This is a genomic window from Winogradskya humida, assembly GCF_016862215.1.
Taxonomy (GTDB): Bacteria; Actinomycetota; Actinomycetes; order Mycobacteriales; family Micromonosporaceae; genus Actinoplanes; species Actinoplanes humidus.
Genome location: NZ_BOMN01000041.1, coordinates 142,155 through 163,103, shown reverse-complemented (window position 1 = coordinate 163,103; position 20,949 = coordinate 142,155). Strand labels below are relative to the sequence as shown.

At 69.6% G+C, this 20,949-nt stretch carries 14 protein-coding genes; 3 read left to right on the top strand and 11 right to left on the bottom strand.

What is annotated here, in order from left to right:
• Positions 1 to 80: 80 nt before the first annotated feature.
• The 8 genes from ggt to Ahu01nite_RS18005 form a co-directional block, all read right to left on the bottom strand.
• A complete protein-coding gene (gene ggt, locus Ahu01nite_RS18040; protein WP_203837700.1) occupies positions 81 to 1,946 on the bottom strand; it encodes a gamma-glutamyltransferase in 1,866 nt (621 codons plus the stop codon).
• A gap of 51 nt (positions 1,947 to 1,997) precedes the next feature.
• Positions 1,998 to 3,941, bottom strand: a complete 1,944-nt coding sequence (locus Ahu01nite_RS18035) for an ABC transporter ATP-binding protein (protein WP_203837699.1) — start codon at positions 3,939 to 3,941, stop codon at positions 1,998 to 2,000.
• On the bottom strand, positions 3,938 to 5,701 hold the full coding sequence (locus tag Ahu01nite_RS18030; protein WP_203837698.1) for an ABC transporter ATP-binding protein: 1,764 nt from the start codon (positions 5,699 to 5,701) through the stop codon (positions 3,938 to 3,940). The genes Ahu01nite_RS18035 and Ahu01nite_RS18030 overlap by 4 nt, the downstream gene beginning before the upstream one ends.
• Complete coding sequence (locus Ahu01nite_RS18025) at positions 5,655 to 7,226, bottom strand: alpha/beta hydrolase (RefSeq protein ID WP_203837697.1); 1,572 nt, start codon at positions 7,224 to 7,226, stop codon at positions 5,655 to 5,657. The genes Ahu01nite_RS18030 and Ahu01nite_RS18025 overlap by 47 nt, the downstream gene beginning before the upstream one ends.
• A 99-nt stretch (positions 7,227 to 7,325) precedes the next feature.
• The gene (locus Ahu01nite_RS18020; protein WP_203837696.1) at positions 7,326 to 10,349 is read right to left on the bottom strand and encodes a M14 family metallopeptidase; all 3,024 of its coding nucleotides are present in this window, start codon (positions 10,347 to 10,349) and stop codon (positions 7,326 to 7,328) included.
• Positions 10,350 to 10,479: 130 nt separating this feature from the next.
• Positions 10,480 to 10,734 carry a hypothetical protein gene (locus tag Ahu01nite_RS18015; protein ID WP_239158927.1) on the bottom strand — a complete coding sequence of 85 codons (255 nt, stop codon included), beginning with the start codon at positions 10,732 to 10,734 and terminating at the stop codon, positions 10,480 to 10,482.
• Between the two features lie 114 nt (positions 10,735 to 10,848).
• Positions 10,849 to 11,139 carry a hypothetical protein gene (locus Ahu01nite_RS18010; protein WP_203837695.1) on the bottom strand — a complete coding sequence of 97 codons (291 nt, stop codon included), beginning with the start codon at positions 11,137 to 11,139 and terminating at the stop codon, positions 10,849 to 10,851.
• A gap of 11 nt (positions 11,140 to 11,150) precedes the next feature.
• Positions 11,151 to 12,827 carry a sodium:solute symporter family protein gene (locus Ahu01nite_RS18005; RefSeq protein WP_203837694.1) on the bottom strand — a complete coding sequence of 559 codons (1,677 nt, stop codon included), beginning with the start codon at positions 12,825 to 12,827 and terminating at the stop codon, positions 11,151 to 11,153.
• 241 nt (positions 12,828 to 13,068) lie between these two features.
• On the opposite strand from Ahu01nite_RS18005, the gene Ahu01nite_RS18000 reads away from it, so the two are divergent.
• Together Ahu01nite_RS18000 and Ahu01nite_RS17995 are read left to right on the top strand one after the other, a co-directional pair.
• Positions 13,069 to 14,811 carry a CocE/NonD family hydrolase gene (locus Ahu01nite_RS18000; protein WP_239158926.1) on the top strand — a complete coding sequence of 581 codons (1,743 nt, stop codon included), beginning with the start codon at positions 13,069 to 13,071 and terminating at the stop codon, positions 14,809 to 14,811.
• A gap of 17 nt (positions 14,812 to 14,828) precedes the next feature.
• A complete protein-coding gene (locus Ahu01nite_RS17995) occupies positions 14,829 to 17,429 on the top strand; it encodes an NPCBM/NEW2 domain-containing protein (RefSeq protein WP_203837692.1) in 2,601 nt (866 codons plus the stop codon).
• On the opposite strand, the gene Ahu01nite_RS17990 is transcribed toward Ahu01nite_RS17995, so the two are convergent.
• Positions 17,413 to 18,078, bottom strand: coding sequence for a TetR/AcrR family transcriptional regulator (locus Ahu01nite_RS17990; RefSeq protein ID WP_203837691.1), 666 nt, complete (start codon positions 18,076 to 18,078; stop codon positions 17,413 to 17,415). The two genes, Ahu01nite_RS17995 and Ahu01nite_RS17990, sit on opposite strands and share 17 nt — an antisense overlap.
• Before the next feature lie 77 nt (positions 18,079 to 18,155).
• On the opposite strand from Ahu01nite_RS17990, the gene Ahu01nite_RS17985 reads away from it, so the two are divergent.
• Positions 18,156 to 19,325 carry an FAD-dependent monooxygenase gene (locus Ahu01nite_RS17985; RefSeq protein WP_203837690.1) on the top strand — a complete coding sequence of 390 codons (1,170 nt, stop codon included), beginning with the start codon at positions 18,156 to 18,158 and terminating at the stop codon, positions 19,323 to 19,325.
• Here the strand turns inward: Ahu01nite_RS17985 and Ahu01nite_RS17980 are convergent.
• Both Ahu01nite_RS17980 and Ahu01nite_RS17975 read right to left on the bottom strand, forming a co-directional pair.
• Positions 19,276 to 19,932, bottom strand: coding sequence for an HAD family hydrolase (locus tag Ahu01nite_RS17980; RefSeq protein WP_203837689.1), 657 nt, complete (start codon positions 19,930 to 19,932; stop codon positions 19,276 to 19,278). The genes Ahu01nite_RS17985 and Ahu01nite_RS17980 overlap by 50 nt on opposite strands.
• On the bottom strand, positions 19,929 to 20,795 hold the full coding sequence (locus Ahu01nite_RS17975) for an LLM class F420-dependent oxidoreductase (protein WP_203837688.1): 867 nt from the start codon (positions 20,793 to 20,795) through the stop codon (positions 19,929 to 19,931). The genes Ahu01nite_RS17980 and Ahu01nite_RS17975 overlap by 4 nt, the downstream gene beginning before the upstream one ends.
• Positions 20,796 to 20,949 lie beyond the last annotated feature (154 nt).

Sequence of the window (20,949 nt, the reverse complement as noted above, 5' to 3'; positions counted from 1 at the left end):
GCGCCGGCCGAGAACGACCGGCCGGCCGGGCAAGATGACGGACCCGGGACGCCAGATACAGGGCGCCCCGGGCGGGAACGTCAGCGCTTCGGCTTGACCACAGCGGCCGAGCCGCCACCGCGCCGCACCGGCTCGGCGGTGGCGATGACGCCGCCGTAGCCCGTGAACTCGATCGCGGTAGCAGCGCCCAGCTCGGCGACGTCAGGGCCGAACGTGTGGCCGAGGGCTTCGAGACCCGGGCCGTACTGCTGGTGGAAGGCGGGTTCGGCCTGGATGCCCGCACTGTTGCGCTGCGACGCGCGGGGCGCCGCCATGGCCTGCGGCAGGGTCAGGCCCAGGTCGACCCGGTTGATCAGGATCTGCAGGACCGTGGTGATGATGGTCGCGCCGCCGGGGGAGCCGAGGGCGAGGAACGGCTTGCCGTGCTTGAGGACGATGGTCGGGGACATCGAGCTGCGGGGGCGCTTGTTCGGGCCGGGGAGATTCGGGTCCGGGGCCGTGCCCTGCGTACCCGTGAAGTTGAAGTCGGTCAGTTCGTTGTTGAGCAGGAAGCCGCGGCCGGGGACGACCATGGCGTTGCCGCCGGTCTGCTCGATGGTGAGCGTGTATTCGACGATGTTGCCCCAGCGGTCGGTGACCGTGAGGTTGGTGGTGCTCTGACCCTCCTCGACCGGGGCGCCGGCCTTCGCCGGGGTGCAGCCGGTGGCGTTGAGGTCACCCGGCGGGACGGGCTTGACCAGGGCGTGTGCCGGGTCGATCTGGCAGGCCCGCTGTCCGGCCCACCGGTCGCTCAGGAGCTTTTTCAGGACCGACTGCGAGGTGTACGCCCCCACGTACCGGTTCCGGTCGGCGAACGAGAGTGCGGTCGATTCGGCGTACTGATGCAGCGCCTGGGTGGTGGAGACCTTCGACAGGTCGGTCTTCTCGAGGATGTTGAGGGCCTCGCCGACCGTGGTGCCGCCGCTGGACGGGGTCGACATTCCGTAGACGGTGAGCCCGCGGTAGTCCGACGTGGTCGGTGCCGGGAAGTTCACCCGGTACTTCGCGAGGTCGGAAAGACGCAGGTCACCGGGGCGGATCGGGTACGCCCACGTGCCGACCGGCGTCGACGAGACCTGCGGGTGCTGGACGGTACGCACGATGTCGGCGCCGACCGCACCCTTGTAGAAGACGTCGGTGCCGCGCTTGGCGATCAGCCTGTACGTGTCCGCGAGGTCGGGGTTGCGCTGGGTGCTGCCGACCACGGGCGGCGCGCCACCGGGCAGGTACAGCTTCTTGGTCGCGTCGAACTGCCCGAATGCGGCCGCGTTGTCGGTGATCTGCTGGCGGAACGTCGCGTCGACCGGGAAGCCCCTGTCGGCCACTGCGGCGGCCGGCTGCAGCAGGCTGCTCAGCGACTTCGTGCCCCACTTCTTCGTGGCGGCCTCCCAGGTGGCGAGGCTGCCGGGGGTGCCGACGGAGAGGCCGCTGACCCGGGCCTCCTGGAAGTCGTACGGCAACCCGTCCGCCGGGTCGACGAAGATGTTCTCGGTCATCGTGGCGGGCCCGGACTCGCGCCCGTCGATCGTGCTGACCGTCTTGCGCTTGGCGTCGTAGTAGACGAAGAATCCGCCGCCGCCGATGCCCGCGGAGAACGGTTCGGTGACGCCGAGCGCTGCGGCGGTGGCCACGGCGGCGTCGACCGCGTTGCCGCCCTTGCGCAGAACCTCCAGGCCGACGGCGGTGGCCGTGGGGTCGACCGTGGCGACGGCCCCGCCGTACCCGACGGCGGTGGGGGCGGCCGTGGCGCCGGCTCCGCCGTGCCCGATGGCGGTGGACGAGACAGCGGACGCGGAAGCGGACGCGGAAGCGGACGCGGAAGCGGACGCGGAAGCGGAAGCGGACGCGGGGACGGCCGACGCGAGAACAACAGAACAGGTGGTGGCGAGCGCGAGGGTGAACCTCATCGGGCCTCCGGAAGGCTGGGTGGAGAGTGGACAGTCACCCCCTGCCTACCGTCAGGAGCCGTCGGGCACAACCCGGGACACGCCCGATGACCAAGTCCGGTACATCTCGGCGTAGCGGCCGTCGGCGGCGACCAGGGCGTCGTGGCTGCCCGACTCGATGATGCCGAGGTCGTCGACGACGATGATCCGGTCGGCGCGCATGGCGGTGGAGAGCCGGTGCGCGACGAGGATCGCCGTGCGGCCCTCGAGCAGCTGGTCCAGCGCGGCCTCGACCCGCAGCTCGCTGCGCAGGTCCAGGCTGGAGGTCGCCTCGTCGAGCACAACGACCCGGGGCTCGGCCAGGAACGCGCGGGCCAGCGCGAGCAGTTGCCGCTCCCCCGACGACACCGACTGGCCGCGCTCGTGCAGCGCGGTGAGCAGGCCGTCCGGGGAGCGTTCGACCAGCTCGCGCAGGCCGACCGCGTCGACGGCGGCCCACACCTGCGCGTCGGTGGCCTCCGGGCGGGCGAAGGCGATGTTGTCCCGCAGGGTGCCGGCGAACAGGAACGGCTCCTGCGGCACGACGCCGATCTGCGCGCGCAGCGACTCCAGGGTGATGTCGCGCAGGTCGTGGCCGTCGATGAGGATGCGGCCGCCGGTCGGGTCGTAGAGCCGGGTGACCAGCTTCGCGAGGGTGGACTTGCCGGCGCCGGTGGGCCCGACGCAGGCGACGGTCTCGCCCGGTTCGATGCGCAGGTTGACGTGGCTCAGCACCGGCCGGCCGGGGAGGTATTCGAACGTCACGTCGTCGAAGACGAGCTCACCGCGTACCGACGGAAGTGGGGTGGCTTGTGGGGCCGACCGGACCGATGGGGCCGAGGTGAGCAGGGTGTTGATCTTGCCGACGGCGGCGCGGGCCTGCTGGTACTGGGTGTAGAGCTGGACGAGCTGCTGGACCGGCGCGAAGAACGCGTTGAGGTAGAGCACGAACGCGCTGAGCTCGCCGATGGTCAGCGAGCCGCGCAGCACCATCCGGCCGCCGAGGAACAGCAGCGCGGCCATCCCGAGCAGGCCGACGACCGACGAGCCGGGGCCGTAGATCGCGTTGATCCGGCCGGTGAAGTCGTTCGCGTCGCGGTAGGCGCCGACCACCTCGCGGTGGGCGACGATGTTGCGCTCCTGGCGGTTGTGGGCGGTGACCACACGTACGCCGTTGAGGCTCTCGGACAGGTCGGCGAACATCGTGGCGATCGCGTCGCGCTGGCGCTCGTAGCCCTTGTCGGCGGCCCGGCGGAACCACAGCGAGAGCAGCAGCAACGGCGGCACGACCAGCAGCAACGTGATGATCGCCAGCTCGGCGTTGTAGTGGAAGAGCACCGCGGTGACCACGACCATGGTCAGCGCCTGGATGCCGAACTGCGCGAACCCGTCGCCGATCAGGCTCTGCAACGCCTCGACGTCCGAGGTCATCCGGGTCATCGTGACGCCGGCCTTCTCGGTGGTGTAGTAGTCGAGCGACATCCGCTGCAGGTGCGCGAAGATGCGGATCCGCAGGTCACGGGTGGTCGATGCGGCAAGCTTGCCGCTCTGGCGCATCCGGGCGGCGGTCGCCACGCCGGTGAGGAGCACGGCGGCGACGAAGGCGGCCGTCGCGCCGATCAGGATCGGCATGTTCCGGCCGGTGATGCCGTGGTCGATGCCGATCTGCAGCAGGAACGGGCCGACCTGCAGCAGCAAGGTCTCCACCACGACGGCGATCGCGGCGGCGATCAGCAGCCGGGGCCGGCCGGCCAGCAGCCGCATGATGGCGACCCGCCCACCGCGGTCGGCGACCGGGTCGAAGCTGACGTCCGGGTCGCCGTGGTCCGGCTCGCGGCTCTCCAGCTTGGCCACGCCCTCGGCGAGCTCGGTGGGGATGCCGGAGAACGGGAGGCCGTTGCCCTTCTTCCCGGCCGCGCCGACCGAGGAGTGCCCACCGGCGTTGAAGCCGCCGAACCCGCCGCCGAACATGCTCATGCTTCCGTCTTTTCAAAAACCGCGAGGACCCGGGCGTAGCGGGGCTCGGTGGCGAGCAGGGACTCGTGGGTGCCGTCGGCGATCACCCGGCCGCCCTCCATGAGCACGACGCGCTCGGCGAGGCCGATGGTGGAGAGGCGGTGCGCCACGATCAGGGTGGTGCGACCCGCCATCCGCTGCGCCAGCGACTCGTGGATGGCCTGCTCGACGGTGACGTCGACGGCGCTGGTGGCGTCGTCGAGGACCAGGATCGGCGGGTTGACCAGCAGCGCGCGGGCGATCGCGAGGCGCTGACGCTGGCCGCCGGAGAGGGTGTAGCCGCGCTCGCCGACCACGGCGTCGTAGCCCTCGGGCAGCTTGCGGACGAAGTCGTCGGCGCCGGCCGCGCGTGCAGCCTCGATCACCTCGTCGCGGGTCGCGCCCGGCCGGCCGTAGGCGATGTTGTCGTGGATCGAGAGGCTGAACAGGAACGGCTCGTCCGGCACGATGCCGACCTGCTCGCGCAGCGACGCCAGGCGCAGCTCCCGGACGTCGTGGCCGTCGATGGTGACGCTGCCCTCGGTGACGTCGTAGAAGCGGCCGAGCAACCGGCCCAGGGTGGACTTGCCACTGCCGGTCGCGCCGACCACGGCCACCGTCTCCCCCGGGCGGATGTGCAGGTCCAGGCCGTCGAGCGCGGGCGTTCCATTGGGGTACGCGAACCGCACCCCCTCGAACCGCACGTCCCCCTTCAGCGGCACATCCAGCGGCTCGGGCCCGTCGACGATGTCACTGGGCGTGTCGAGGATCTCGTAGATGCGCCGCGCGGACGCCGAGGCCCGCTGCCCCAGCATGATCATCATGCCGAGCAGCCGGAACGGCGGCTGGAGCATCAGCACGTAGGAGTTGAACGCGACGATCGTGCCGACCGTGGTGCCGCCGCGGATGACCATGATGCCGCCGACCAGCAGCACCAGCGCCAGGCCGAGCCGGGGCAGGTTGTCCAGCACCGGCGTCCACCGGCTGCGGATCCGCGCGTCCTGCAGATAGGCCCACCGGATCTTGTCGGCGGACTCCCCGAGCGAGCGGAGCTGGCGGCCCTCGGCGGCGAACGCCTTGACGATACGCACGCCCTGGATGTTCTCGTCGACGATCGTGGCCATCCCGGCCAGCCGCGCCTGGATCAGCCAGGAGATCGGGAAGATCGCCTTGCGCATGCCGACGCCCAGGAAGCCGATGACCGGCATCGTGGCCATCGCGACGATCGCCAGCGGCACGTCGATGGAGAGCATCAGCCCGAACGCCACCACCGCGATCAGACACTGGACCAGGATCGACGGGCCGAACGACAGGTACATCTGCACGGCCCGGATGTCGGAGCTGGACCGCGACATCAGCTCACCGGACTGGACCCGGTCGAAGAAGCCGAACGGCATCCGGACGAGGTGGCTGTAGACGATGTTGCGCAGGTCGTACTCGATCTCGTACGCGGTGCGCAGCAGGTAGAGCCGGGCCAGATAGTTGATCAGCCCCTGGAGCAGGGCGAGACCGGCGATCCACCACACATACGTGGAGAGCTGCGCAGTGCGGTCGACGATGGCCTTGTCGATGCCGATGCGCAGCAGGTTGGGGATCTGCACCTGCACGACCAACCCGGCGAACGACAGCAGCAGCGAGGCGGCGAGGACTACACGATGCGCTTCGACCAGCGGCAACGCGCGGCGCAGCCAGGTCTTACGGGTGTCGGGATCGATGGACGCCTTGGGCGCTCGGCGGCTCAACCACGCCCTCCTCCGGTGACCAGGTATTTAGCCTGGCTAACGATACCCCTCTCCCGCCCACGCCGGTGGCCGCCGGTTCCACACCGGGGCAGGTCGTGCCCGCAGCCGGGGTACGCCCGGTCAGCAGATAGCCGTCCACCAGGGCATTCACGCACTTGCTGCGGCCGTACGCGACGTGCCCCCACCCCTCATACGTGACGAGCGTCGCAGCCGGGCCGAGCTGAGCGGCGACCCGTTCCGCCCAGACGTGCGGGGTGGCCGGGTCATGCCGGGAGTTGATCAGCAGCACCCGGCCACCGGTCCGGGCGGGGCTGAGCCGCCGCTGCGGGTTCGCCGTCGCGACCGGCGCGCCCAGGCAACCGGCGAGCGCGGTCATGGCGAGCGGGGACACGGGCATCTGCGGATGGGTGCTCGCCAGCCGCGCCAGCCGTACCCGCAGCTCGGTCCACCCGGAGACGCGCATCGTCCAGTCGGAGCAGAAGATCGCCGGAAAGCTGTTCTCGATCTCCACCACGGCGTGCCGGCCGCCCGGCTTCGGGACGGCGGTCGCTTCCTTCAAGGAATTCGCTTCCTTCAGGTAGAGGGCGAGCGCGTGCCACTGCGGGTCGTAGAACGAGCTGAATGCGACGTCGAGCAGGTCGAGCACCCGGATCCGGTATTCCGGCTCGAACGGATCGCGTAGGGTGCCGAGCCGGGCCCGTTTCAGCAGCGCGGCCCAGACGCGCCGCACATCGCTGCCGTGCAGGGCGCACTCGGTGCTGCGGGCGCACCACTTCACGAACTCGTCGAAGGAGTCCTGCGCCGTCTTGGTCTCGTCGGTGAGGAAGCCGGTGGTGGTGCCGCTGTGGTCCATCACGCTGTCCAGCACCAGGGCGCGGACCCGGGACGGGTAGCGCTCGGCGTACTGCTCGCCCAGCAGGGTGCCGTACGACGCGCCGTAGAAGCTGATCCGCCGCTCACCGAGGGCTGCGCGGACCGCGTCCATGTCCTGGGTGACGCTGAGCATGTCGAGGTGGCCGAAGACCGGCCCGGTCCGCTTCGCGCAGTCCGCGGCGAGCCGGCGGTTGAACGTGACGTTGCGGTTGTAGCGGACGGCGTCGGAGAGAAACATAGGCGGCGCGGCGGCCATCACCCCCGAGGAGCACACCACCGGGTTGCTGCGGGAGACCCCGCGCGGGTCGAACCCGACGATGTCGAAACGCCGGCGCAGCTGCGCGCTGAAGAAGTAGTCGCTGTCCAGCGCGAAGTCGACACCCGAGCCCCCGGGACCGCCGGGGTTGACGAACAGCGTCCCGATCCGCGACTTCGGGTCGGTCGCCTGGCGGCGGGCCAGGGCGATCGTGGTCGAGGCACCATACGGGTCGGCCCAGTCGACGGGTACGCGCACCGTGGCGCACTGCGCCGTCCGGTCCTCCGGGCACGGCTTCCACGCCGGTTTCCTGGCGGCGTTCGCCGGCTGGATCCCCGCAGCCGCACCCGCGACGACAAGGAACGCGGCCAGCAACGGCCGGGTGAATGCTCGCACCGAGATGTCTCCGCCCTGCACGACAGCCGCGCCGCGCGCCTCATGTCTAGACGAAGCGCGCGGCGCGGACTGCCGATTGGCGGATTCACCGCCCCCGGGTCACACCTTCAGGTGCTTCAGGGCCCGGCGGACCAGATCGTCGCGCTGGGTGGCCGTCAGCGTCTCGAGGCCGAAGGCCACATAGACGGTGTCGGCGGTGGCGATCGCGGCACCGGACTCGAACGCCTGCTGGCTGCGCTCCCAGTCGTTGCCGTTGGCCGAGCTGCCCGCGGGCGGGCCCGCGACCGTCCAGCCGCCGAGGTCGGTCTCGAACGACGTCTGGTCGACGACCGTGGTGCCGGCCTCGATCCGGGGGCTGTCGACGAAGACGCCGAGCCCCTGGGTGCCCCAGTCCGTCATGTACGAGATCGAGAGCTCGACCTTCTTGCCCGCGTACGCGGACAGATCGGCATCGAACTCCTTCCATCCGCCGCTGTTACCGCTCGCGGCGTTCCACGTGCCGGTCGTTCCCGTGGAGGAGCAGTCCGCGCCCTGGTAGTGGGCGACGAACGGGTGCAGGCCGGCGATACCCTCGGGGCAGCTGTCGCCGGTCGAGGTGTCGGTCAGCCCGTTGGCGTCCGGCAGGGTCGTCCAGTTGTCGGTGCCCACCTCGTGCGCCTCGACGAAGACGAAGTCCCAGGCCGCCTCGGTGTCGAACGACGTCTGGAACTTGAGCCGGGCGGCCGTTGCGGCGGTCAGGTCGACCGTCTTGGTGAGCCGCTTGTACGACGCGTCCGCCTGACCGCTCCAGAGGTACCAGGCACCGTCGTACGGCGAGTACGGCTGGGCGCCCGGCAGTTCGTACGCCAGCACCGGGACGCTGGCGAACTGCGGGAACTCCGCCGGCGGCAGGAAGCTGGACGTGGACAGCAGCAGGGCGCTGTGCCCGGTCTGCGTACCCGTGAAGCCGGTGAACCTGCCGTTGGTCCCGTTCACCGGGTGCGTGTCGGTGCCACCGTCGACGTAGGTGTTCACTCCCAGGTAGTACTGCTGGAAGTCGTTGACCAGCGGCAGGCAGGCCGGGCTCGTCCGGTCGAGGCACTCCCCCGGGCCTTCGGGCTGGTAGTAGTACGACCCGTTGGTGCCCTCGGCGAGGCCGGCGTTCTGGCCCGCGTAGAGCAGCTTGCCGCCCTCGTTGAGGTAGTCACGCACGGCCAGCTCGGTCTGGACCGCGGCGCGCGACAGCGTGCCACCCGGCTGCCCGGTGCGGCGCGGGATGACGTCGTCACCGGTTTCCCAGACGACGGCCTTGTAGTGCGAGAGCACGCCGAGCGGGTGCGGTGCCTCGCCGCCGTGGGTGTCGAGGTCGTAGACATCCACCTTCTTGCCCGCCTTGCGCAGTGACGCGGCGTACTCGTCGGCGTAGCGGGCACTGGTCGCACCGTCGGTCGAGGCCGGCGAGATGCCGGTGACGTCCTCGGCGGCGAGCACCAGCACGTCCCCGCCGATCTTGCGCTCGACCTGGTACTCGAAGCTCGCGGAGCTCGCCCTACGGGCGGTGAACCAGACCTTCACCCGGTCGCCGGGCTTGGCGCTCACCGTGCCGCGCAGCTCGGCGAAGTACTTGTCCATGCCGTCGCCGTACCGCTCGCCGCCCCTCCACTCCTTGGTGCCGGTGGTCTTCGCCCGGCCGCCGTTGACGGAGTAGTGCAGGGTGACCGGGCCGAGGCTGCGCTTGGCCGTGACCGCGACCTGCTGCTTCGCGCCGTAGGAGACCGTGAACGGGTCGGCCTTCAGGTCCGGCGTCGTACGCCCGACCGAGGAGACCGGGTTCGCCGGGTCCTTCGCCGACTTCGCGACCGAGAGCGCGAACGGGATGTTCTTCGCGAACTCGTCCTGGATCAGCTTCTCGTCGTCCGGGAACGTGAAGATGCTCTCGCAGTCATCGGCGTTCCAGGCGTCGTCCGGGTCGAGGTCCGACGCGGTCGCGCAGGTGCTCATCTCCGGGGTGAAGGAGATGGTGCCGTACCGCACCTGTGCCTGACCGTCGGTCTCGCCGTTGGTCGGGTACAGCTCGGCCGAGAGGTCGGGGTCGTACCCGGGGATCGCGGAGTGCGCGTCGTCGCCGGCCAGCGCCACCGAGATCTCGTCGTCCGGGCTCGGCGTGTCGACCTGCCACCCGACGCCGTAGAGCAGCAGCTCCGCGGCCGAGTGATAGTTGATCATGAACTCGAAGCCGACCCGCCTGAACAGCCCGTCGAAGGCCCGGGTCTCCGGCTCGGAAGCCGGCGCGGTGCCCCGGTAGGTCTCGCTCGCCGGCTTGTCCGAGGAGCCCTCGTTGTCGTAACCCCACTTCTCGGGGAAGTTACGGTTGATGTCCACGCCGTCGCCGGTGGTGATGACCCCGTCGCCGTTGTTGTCGCGCAGGTTCTTGCGCCACTGGCGATGGCCCGGCGTGAACGTGAAGTCGTAACCGTCGACGTTCGAGACCGGGAAGAAATAGAGCTCGGTCGTGTCGATCAGCTTCGTGATCGTCTTGTCCTTGCCGTACCCGTCGATGAAGTAGTGCATCAGCCGGCGGGTCATCTCCGGGGTGATCCACTCACGGGCGTGCTGGGTGCCCATGTAGAGCACCGCCGGACGTTTGCCGTCCTTGACGGTCCGGGCGTCCCTGGTGAGCTTGATGCCCTGGATCGGAACACCGTTGACCGAACTGCCGATCGTCTCGAGCTTCGCGATCCGCGGGTTGGCGGCGGCCGTGGCCACCAGCTCCTCGCGGATGCCGCCCTGGGTGTTGTAGGGCCGGAAGACGGTCGGCCCGGCGGCTGCCTTGGCCCTGGCCTTGGCGCTGACCCGTTTCGCGGTCAGCGGCAGGCCACCCTTGATCAGGGCCTGGGCCTGCCTCGTGCCGAGGATCGCTTCCACGGTGAGTTTGCCGTCGGCGGCCGCGGTTACCGCGGTCTCCTCGGTGTCGATTCCGGAATCACGCAGTTTCTGGAACTGCGCGGCGTCGAAAGTACCGACATACACGCCCAGCGTGTCGTCGGGCGGGGCCGCGGCGGCCGGTGCGATCCCGGGCATGACCGCGGCGGCCGCGGTCACGATCGAAAGCGCGCAGGCGGTCGCCCAGCGGGCTGTTGTCATCTGTGGGGCCTCCATGGATGGGAAGGTCGTATGTGGACCCTCCCGGCCATGAAGAGACCGTGTCAAGCATTTCGATGCGGAGTACCGCGGTTCCCCTCCCCCTGACGGCTGAGGGAGGGGACCCGCGGTCTCACGCGCGGTTGTTGGGTGGCAGCAGCGGCAACTGGCTGATCACCGCCGCGTACTGGGCGATCTGCCTCCCGTTCGGCACCACGCCGACACTGCGGAGCTGATCCTGAATGGCCCGCGTGATCGCATCCTCGGACTGGCCGCGATGCGTCTGCATGACCTTGTTGACGACGTAGTCGACGCGAAGCTGCATCTGCCAGCCAGCCGGGCGCGGCGAGGCGCTGCTGGCGAGGCTCACTGAGGCGAGGGGTTCCATGCCCTGAGTATCGGAAGCACAGCCCCCTCACTGGAAGGTATGAGGAGGCTGTGCAACCGAGCTGCACCCGACCCGCACCGATCCATCAATCAAACGGTCGAGGCCGGTCACCGTTCAGGTGCCGCTGGGGGTCTCATCCGAGGTTTGCAGGTCCTCGTCGGTCGGCGCGACCGGCGGGCGCCACCACTGCCAGGCGAGGAAGACACCGCCCAGCGCCAGCATCGCCAGCCCCATCCAGAGGTTGATGCGTACGCCCGAGGCCTTGTCGATCTCCGACTGGTTGTCGAAGATGCCGAGCAAAGTGACGATCACGCCGTACACGACGAACAGGGCACCGATCACCCGGCGGATGTCGAAGAGCTTGGCGGCCGCCGACCTTTTCTTCAGTTCCTCGTCGTCAGTCATGACAGCTCCTCTCACCAGACCGGGATGTACAGCAGGAGCGCGAGCACGACGGCGATGCCGCCGAGCAGCGCCGGGTTGCGCCACCAGACCTTGTCGGCGGCGAGCACCGCGTCACCCGAGGTGGAGGTGCCGGCGAGGCCGTAGACCAGGCCGCGAAGATCGTTCTCCGGCTTCGGCTTGGTGACCAGGGTGACCAGCACGGCGACCACGACGGCGGTGGTGAACGCCAGCCCGGCGCCCCAGAAGCTCTCCGAGAGGTCGGAGTTGAACTTCACCACGTCGCCGAGGTAGAGCAGGTAGAGCGTGAGCGAGGACAGCGTGCCGAGCAGCAGCGACCAGAAGCCCGCCGGAGCGCTCATCCGCTTCCAGAACATGCCGACGATGAACGTCGCGAACAACGGGGCGTTGATCAGTGAGAACAGCGCCTGGATGTAGTTCATGATGTTGTCGTAGCCGGACGCGATGAACGCCGTACCGATGCTGATGATGATGCCGCCGACCGTGGCCCACCGGCCGACCCGCAGGTAGTACTCGTCCGAGCGGCCCTTGCGCACGTAGGTCTGCCACAGGTCGTACGTGAAGACGGTATTGAAACCGCTCACGTTCGCCGCCATACCGGCCATGAACGACGCGACCAGACCGGTCACCGCGACGCCGAGCACGCCGTTGGGCAGCAGGTCCCGCATCAGCAGCGGGATCGAGTTGTTGTAGGTCAGGTCGCCGGACGAGGCGCCCAGGCCCTTCACGGTGACCACGGCGACCAGGCCGGGGATGACCGTCACGGCCGGGATCAGCAGCTTCGGGAAGGCACCGATGATCGGGGTACGCCGGGCCGCGCTCATGTCCTTGGCCGAGAGCGCCCGCTGCACCTCGGCGAAGTTCGTCGTCCAGTAGCCGAAGGAGAGCACGAAGCCCAGGCCGAAGACGATGCCGATCCAGTTGGCGCCCAGTGGGTTCCCGGAGTTGGCCGTCCCCTGCCAGGTATGCAGCGCGGCGTCCCCGAGGTCGCTGTTGCGGACCTTGTCGAACAACCCGTCGATGCCGCCGACCTTGACCAGGCCGACGATGGTGAGCGGCAGCAGGCCCGCGAGGATCACGAAGAACTGCAGCACCTCGTTGTAGATCGCCGAGGAGAGCCCGCCGATGCTGATGTACGTCAGCACGATCGCGGCGCCGATGACGATCGACAGCCAGAGCGGCCAGTTCAGCAGCGCGTCCAGGATCAGCGCGAGGGCGTAGAGGTTGACGCCGGCGATGAGGACCTGGGCGATCGCGAAGATGATCGCGTTCAGCAGGTGGGTCGGGGTGTTGAAGCGCCGCCGCAGGAACTCGGGGACGCTGCGGACCTTCGACCCGTAGTAGAAGGGCATCATCACGATGCCGAGGAAGACCATGGCCGGCACGGCGCCGATCCAGTAGTAGTGCAGGGTCATCAGGCCGTACTGGGCGCCGTTGGCGGCCATGCCGATGATCTCGAGCGCGCCCAGGTTGGCGGAGACGAAGGCGATGCCCGTCACCCAGGCCGGCATGGATCTGCCGGAGAGAAAGAAGTCGGAGCTTGATGTGATCGCTCTGCGAGCGGCGAATCCGATCCCCAGCACCGTCGCGAAGTAGATCGCGAGGATCAGGTAGTCGAATACGTCGAGATCGAGCCGTAGCCCGGGCCCTTCAGCCACGAGTCCGCCCATGGGCACCTCCTGTGCATGTCGGCTCGCCGCTTACCCGACGCGAAGATCCCTCACACCCGCTTGTATCCATCAGGTAAAAATTGAGCCGCGGCTCACAGATTCGATCTATATCTGGTATCGAATGACGTGCATGTCTTCTGGCGCGCTCCGAGTCTTAATTGTGGCCTTAACATGCGTTTTGGTCGCTCCCTCTCCCGCCCACGCTTCGGACCGGACACCGTACGTCCGCGGTGGTCAGACCGTGCCCACCTACAGCTACGCCGACGCGATCCACGAGAGCGTCTGGGTGCAGACCCCCGACGACGCCGACGAGGACGGCGTCCTGGACCGGGTCGCGGTCGACCTGGTCCGCCCGCGCACCGGGCCGGGCGTCAAGGTGCCGGTGATCATGGACGCGTCGCCGTACTACGCATGCTGCGGCCGGGGCAACGAGAGCGAGCTCAAGGAGTACGACGAGAACGGCGTGATCAGCAAGGAACCGCTGTTCTACGACAACTACTTCGTGCCCCGCGGGTACGCGTTCGCCGGCGTCGACCTCACCGGCACGAACCGCTCCACGGGCTGCGAGGACGTCGGCGGCCCGCACGAGGTGGCCGGCGCGAAGGCGGCGATCGACTGGCTCAACGGCCGCGCGCGGGGCTTCGCCGCCGACGGCACGCCGGTGACCGCGAAGGCGTGGACCACCGGCAAGGTCGGCATGATCGGCAAGTCGTGGGACGGCTCGATCGCCAACGGCGTGGCCGCGACCGGCGTCAAGGGCCTGGAGACGATCGTGCCCATCTCGGCGATCTCCAGCTGGTACGACTACATGCGTTACAACGGCACCCTGCGCTCGACGGACTACCCCAACTACCTGCAGGGCGTCGTCAGTGACCGGATCGCGGAGTGCGCGGCGGTCACCGAATCGCTCGCGAACGACAGCGCCGAGGACACCGCCGACTACAACGCGTTCTGGGCCGCCCGCGACTACCGGCCGTCGGCGTCGAAGGTGCACGCCAGCGTGTTCATCGTGCACGGCGTGAACGACCTCAACGTCGCCACCCCGCAGTTCGCGAAGTGGTGGGACGAGCTGGCCGACGCGGGCGTGCCGCGCAAGATCTGGCTGCACCAGACCGGGCACGTCGACCCGTTCGACCTGCGCCGCGACGAGTGGGTCGACACGCTGCACGAGTGGTTCGACCGGTGGCTGCAGGGGCTGCACAACGGCGTGGACCGCGAGCCGCGGGCGACGATCGAGACCGCTCCGGGCGTGTTCAGCCAGGCCCGGGACTGGCCGCTGCCGGGGACACGGAAGGTGACGGTGAAGCTGGGGACGGGCGTGGCCGCGTACACGGATCAGGGTCTTTCCGAAGCCGCGGCCGTGACCGACCCGGGCGCGCCACTCGCCGGCCGGCTGGCCTTTCAGTACGGCCCGCTGACCAGGCCGCTGCGCATCTCCGGCTCGGCCTCAGTGCGGCTACGCGTACGCGTGGACCAGCCGACCACGCAGCTCACGGCCAAGCTCGTCGACTACGGCACGGCGTCCCGCGTCCAGTACAACCGCGGCGAGGGCGTGCAGACGACCGCGACCGAGTCCTGCTGGGGGGAGTCGACCGCGGCGGACGACGCCTGCTACTTCGACGTCACCGAGCGGGTCGCCACCACGGATTACGCCGTGCTGACCCGCGGCTACCAGGACGCGGCGCACCACGTGTCGCTGCGCCTGACCACGCCGCTGCAGCCCGGCCGGTGGTACTCGATCACCGTGCCGGTCAACGCGTACGACGCGATCGTCCCGGCCGGGCACACGCTGGGCCTGATCCTGACGCAGAGCGACAGCGCCACCGAGGCCCCGAACACCGGTGCAACCGTCGAGGTCGATACGGCACGCAGCACGCTGGTCCTGCCGGTCAGCGGCCCCGCGACCCTCACCCCGACCGCCGCGAAGCCGAAGACCACCAACGGCCTGACCGGTGGCGTCCGGCCCGAGCGAGAACGCCCCTGATCGACAATAATGGATGAATGCAGCTGCTCTCGATCGTTCTCACCCTGGCCCTGACAGCTCCTGCGCCGGTGCCGTTGCGAGAACCTGAGAGCTGGTCCGTCACCGGGCCGGGCGGTGCCGTCACCGCCCGGCTCGGCCTCGACGATGCCGGGCGGCTCAGCTTCGGCGTCGACCGGCAGGGCGCGGTGGTGCTGGCGCCCGCCCCGATCGGCCTCACCACGTCCGCCGCCGACCTCAGCGCCGGACTGAGCTTCACCGGACGCCACGGCCGTACGGTCCGGGAGCGCTACACCCGCACCACCGGCAAGCAGCTCACCCGGGATGTGACCCTTACCGAGTCCACCTTCTCGTTCGACCGGGACGGCACCCGGCTCGACGTGGTCGTCCGCGTCTCCAGCGAGGGTGCCGCCTACCGCTACGTCCTGCCGGCGAGCGCGACGATCACCGGTGAGGCGTCGTCGTACTCGCTGCCGGTGGACGCGCCGGCGTGGCTGCTCCCCTACACGCCGAACTACGAGGAGACCCGGGTCCCCACCACGGCGGGGGCTGCGGCCACGGGTGACTACGGGTTCCCCTCGCTGTTCCGGGTCGGGGGCAACTACGCGTTGCTGACGGAGTCCGACGTGGATGGCCGTTACGACGGCGGGCGCCTGACGCATGCGGTGGGCTCCGGGGCGTACACAGTGAGCCTGGCCGACCCGCTCATAACCTCAGCCGGACCGCTCTCGACCCCGTGGCGGGTCGCCGTCGTCGGTGATCTCGCCACGGTGACCGGGTCGATGCTGGTGGACGATCTGGCCCCGGCATCGCGGCTCAGCGACACGTCCTGGGTGCGGCCCGGCATGGTCGCCTGGTCCTGGCTCTCGGAGCACAGCAGCCCCGCCGATCCCGCCCGCCAGAAGCAGTACATCGACTTCGCCGCCCGCAACGGCTGGCCGTTCGTGCTGATCGACGAGGGGTGGAGCGACGCCTGGGTTCCGGAGGTCGTCCGCTACGCCCGCGCCCGCGGTGTCGACGTGCTGCTCTGGCTGCGCTGGACCGACCTCGACACCGAGCAGGAGCGCGCCACCCGGCTGCCGCAACTGCGCGCCTGGGGCGTCGCCGGAGTGAAGGTCGATTTCATGGACTCCGACAGCCAGGAACGGTTCCGCTGGTACGACGAGATCCTTGCCGCCACCGCCGCCCAGCACCTCATGGTCAACTTCCACGGCGCGACGATCCCCCGGGGCATCCAGCGCACCTGGCCGCACGTGATGACGATGGAGGCCGTGCGCGGCGCCGAGCAGTTCACGACCCGGGCGGCGACCAACACGATCTTCCCGTACACCCGCAATGTCCCGGGCGGCATGGACTACACCCCGGTGACCTGGGCGGTGACCGACAGGGACACGACCGACGCGCACGAGGTGGCGCTGGCGCTCGTCTACGAGTCCGGCTGGACGCATCTGGCCGACAAGCCGGAGACGTACGAGTCGCACCCGCTCGCGTTGCGGACCCTCAGCCGGCTGCCGACCACGTGGGACGAGTCCCGGCTGCTCTCCGGCGCTCCCGGGCAGGAGACGGTGATCGCCCGCCGGCACGGTGACCGGTGGTATGTCGGTGGCATCTCCGCGCTGCCCGCGCACACCGTCACGGCGGGCCTCGGGATGCTCGGCGATGGACGCTATCTCGCCGAAACGCTGACTGACGGCGACCATGGGCTGGAACGGACAAGCCGGATCGTCCGGCGGGGCGACACCCTGAGCGTGCCGGTCGCGGGCAACGGCGGGTTCGTGACGGTGCTGTGCGCGTACACCGGGTCGGCGAGCTGCGACGAGCCGGTCCGACAGGTGCCCGCGACCACCCTCGCTCTTTCCGGAGGCCCGGAGAGCGTCAAGGCCGTCTTCACGCTTCCGGCCGGCGGTCCCCTTCGTTCGGTACGCCTGGAGCCGCGCGCACCGCGGGGATGGTCGACGACCGGCGCACCGGTGACGGCGGCGACCCTGCGCGGCGGCGAATCGATCACCGGCGCCTGGACGTTCACCCCCGGCCCCGACGTCCCGCCCGGCCCGGTGGATCTCCCGATCGCGGCCACGTTCACCTTCGCCGGCGACCCGGGCTATCCCGACAGCCCCGGTGCCCAGCGCGTCCACGTCGAGCAGGTGGTGCACACCCTGGTCCCGCCGCCCGACCCGACCGGCACCCCGGACGTCAGCGCGCTGCCGTTCCTGACCGAGAGCAACGGCTATGGGCCGGTGGAACGCGACCGGTCGAACGGCGAGGCGGACGGCGGCGACGGCAATCCGCTCACCATGCGGGGAACGGTCTACGACACCGGGCTGGGCATGCACGCACCCGGCGAGGTGACCGTCTGGCTCGGCGGGGCGTGCGACGGCTTCTCGGCGCGGGTCGGCATCGACGACGAGGTGACATCCCCGGGCTCGGTCGACTTCCAGGTGCTCGGCGACGGCGTCCCGTTGGCGGCTTCCGGCGTTGTCCGCAGCGCTGATCCACCGGCAGCGCTGACCGCCGACGTCACCGGCGTGCGCATCCTGACCCTGCGCGCCACGGACGGCGGCGACGGCAAGAACTTCGACCACGCCGACTGGGCGCTCGCGCGGCTCAGCTGCGCTGCCTGATCAGCACCTCGACCCCGTCGAGGATGCGGGCCAGGCCGAACTCGAAGGCCTGGTCCGCACCGCCCTCGCCCATCGCCGCGATCAGGTGCGGGAACCGGTGACCGTGCACCCGGATGACCTCACCCATGGCGTCCACCATCCCCGCCTCGTCAACCATGGCGGCGGCCTGCTGTGCCAGCATCCGGCCGTGCCCGGCCAGAACCGCGATGGTGTCGAGCCGCTCCGCGCCCTGTAGGGGCAGCCCTTCCAGCCGGGCCAGTGCCTGCTCCATCCAGCCCATCTCGTACGGCCCGAGCGGCCGGCGCCCCGCGGTGGCCTCGACGGCCCAGGGGTGCTCGAGGAACCGGGCCAGCAGCTGCCGCGTCCACTGCTCCAGCGCGGGCCGCCAGTCATTTTCGGACATCGTCGGCGGCTCCCCGATCGCCCGCTCCACCATGACCGCGACCAGCTCCGCCTTGCCGGGCAGATAGCGGTAGAGCGACATCTTCGTGAAGCCGAGCTCCGCGGCGACCCGCTGCATCGAGACGGCGGCCAGCCCCTCGGCGTCGGCGACCTTCATCGCGGCGTCGGCGATGCCCTCCAGGGTCATGGTCGGCTTCGGGCCACGCTTCGGTGCCGGGCGCCCGCCCCACAGCCAGTCGATCGTCATCCTCTTGCACCTTTCGAAAACTGTGTCTACCGTACACGGAAGCAACTGATTCCACCGGACACAGTTTTGGAGACGTCATGCAGAAGACCGTTCTGATCTCGGGTGCCAGCATCGCCGGGCCGGCGCTCGCCTGGTGGCTCGACCACCACGGTTACCGGCCGACCGTTGTCGAGATCGCCCCGGCCTTACGGCCCGGCGGTGGCGCAGTCGACTACCGCGGCCCGGTCACGCAGGACCTGCTCGCACAGATGGGAGTGCTCGACCAGCTACGAGCGGTCCAGACCGGGGGCACGACGATGCGGTTCGTGGACGAACGCGGCGAGCGACTGATGGAGATGCCCTCGGATTTCGCGGGCGGTGACATCGAGGTGCCGCGCGGCGAGCTGTCCCGCATCCTCGCCGACGCTTCGGGCGACCGCACCGAGTGGATCTTCGGCGACACGATCACGGCGCTGCACGAGACGGAATCCGGCGTCGACGTGACCTTCCGCAGCGGCCTGCAGCGCACGTTCGACCTGGTCATCGGCGCGGACGGGGTGCACTCGACCGTGCGGCGGCTGGCCTTCGGCCCCTCGTTCGTGAGCCATCTCGGCTACTACGTCGCGGGGTGGGAGATGCCCTCTTCCTCCCCCTCGGGAGTTTCGCTCAACTACAACGTGCCGGGGAAGCTCGCGGCGATCGGCGACGGCGGGGCGTTCGTGGCGTTCTCCTCCGGCGAACTGTCCTATGACCGCCACGACCTCGACGCTGTGCGGGCGATTCTGCGTTCCCGATTCGCCGGGCTCGACTGGGAGGTGCCACGCATGCTCGCCGCTCTCGACACCGCTTCCGACCTGTACTTCGACCAGATCTGCCGGGTCGACATCAAGCCCTGGTCCCGGGGCCGGATCGCGCTGGTCGGCGACGCGGCGTGCGGGGCCACGATCGGCGGGATGGGCGCCAGCAATGCGCTCATCGGCGCATACGCGCTGGCCGGTGCCCTGGCCACGAGCCCGGATCACGCGACGGCCTTCGCTCGCTACGAGGAGCTGGTCGGCCCGTTCGCCCGGCGCGCGCAGAAGGGCGGGGACATGGCCGGGCGGTTCCTGGCACCCCGGACCGCCCGCGGGATCCGCATGCGGAACTGGATGAACAACCAGGAGTGGTTCATCCGGCTCACCCTGCGCATCGCGAGCGACCGGGGCGCGAAGATCGACCTCAGTTCAGTTTCCGCACAGCCTCGACCGTCAGCTCGTCAAGGCTCTTGATGACCAGGCTCGCGAGGGCCAGCGCGTCGTCCGCGGGCGGGTAGACGCCGTGCGGGACCGCGATGACCGTCAGGCCCGCCGCGCCGGCCGAGCGCAGACCATTGCTGGAGTCCTCGACGGCCGCGCAGACCTCCGGGGACAGCCCGAGACGCTTCGTGGCCTCGAGATAGACATCCGGCTCCGGCTTGCCACGCGGCACCTCCTCCGTCGACAGGGTCGTGCGGAAGAGGTCGGTGATCCCGGCCGTCTCCAGGACCTGGTCGATGAGGATGCGCGCCGACGAACTGGCCAGGGCGATCGGGAAGTCTGCCGCCAGCCGGCGGACCGCGTCGACCGAGCCCGGGATCAGCGGCAGATCCGCCCGGTAACGCTCGGCCATCCGGGCAAGCACGTCCGTGGCGACCTGCTCCGGCGCCCGGGGCACGCCCACCTCCTCGCTGAGGTGGGTGGACCACTCGCCGGTGCTCATGCCCATCATCCGGGTCTGGGTGTCGGGCAGGAATTCCCTGCCGTGCTCCGCGACGTAGCCGCGGCGGACCTCCTCCCAGACCTCCTCGGTGTCGATGATGACGCCGTCCAGATCGAAGACGACCGCCTCGATGCTCACAGGGCCTCGATCGCGGGCATGACCTCGGTCCGCAGGATCTCGATCTTGTTCAGGTCGGAGACCCCGGCGACCATCCCGTGGAAGACGGTGAAGCCGAGCCCGGCCAGCCGCGTGGCGTTCGCGATGAGCTCGTCGACCTTCTCGCCCTTCGCCCCGGGGTCGAGCGCGAGCGTGGCCGTCTTCTCGATGGCGTCGTAGTCGCGGCCCTCGTTCGTGCAGTGCTCGCGGAGCACGTCCAGCTTGCGGCCGATCTCCGGGCTGTCGAACAGGTTGCACGAGTCGGCGTACTTCGCGACGAACCGCAGCGTCTTCTTCTCGCCGCCGCCACCGATGAGGATCGGCGGGTGCGGCTTCGACAGCGGCAACGGCTGGTTGAGCAGCCGGCCCAGCTTGTAGTGCTTGCCGACGAACGGCCGCTCGTCGCCGTGGAACATCTGCAGGCAGATCTGCAGCGTCTCCTCCAGGCGCTCGAAACGCTCCGCGGTGGGCGGGAAGAACAGGCCGAGACCCCGGGACTCGTCCTCGTTCCAGGCGGCGCCGATGCCGAGCATCGCCCGGCCGCCGGAGAGCACGTCGAGCGTGGAGACCGCCTTGGCCAGCAGGCCGGGGTCACGGTAGGTCACGCCGGTCACCAGAGTGAGCAGCTTGGCCCGCTTGGTGTGCGCGGCGATGAAGCCCAGCGCGGTGTACGCCTCGAGCATCTCGGCCTCGGGGTTGCCGAAGATCTGCCAGAGGTGATCCATGACGCTGATCCGCTCGAAACCGGCCTCGTCGGCGGCGGTCACGATGTCGGCCAGTCGCGACCCGATCCCGGCCGATCCGTCGGGCCAGGTGAAGTCGGCGATGTGCAGACCCAGTTTCACGAGATTTCCTCTCCGTGGGAGATTCCCGTCAAAACCCTATCGCCGGAAGATGGACGGGATGAGCCTAATAACCGTCCGTAGTGGATCGTGACCACGCCTGAACCGGTTAATCACAACGTGCCCGCGTGGTAGACCGAACGTAGTCGATTGGTAA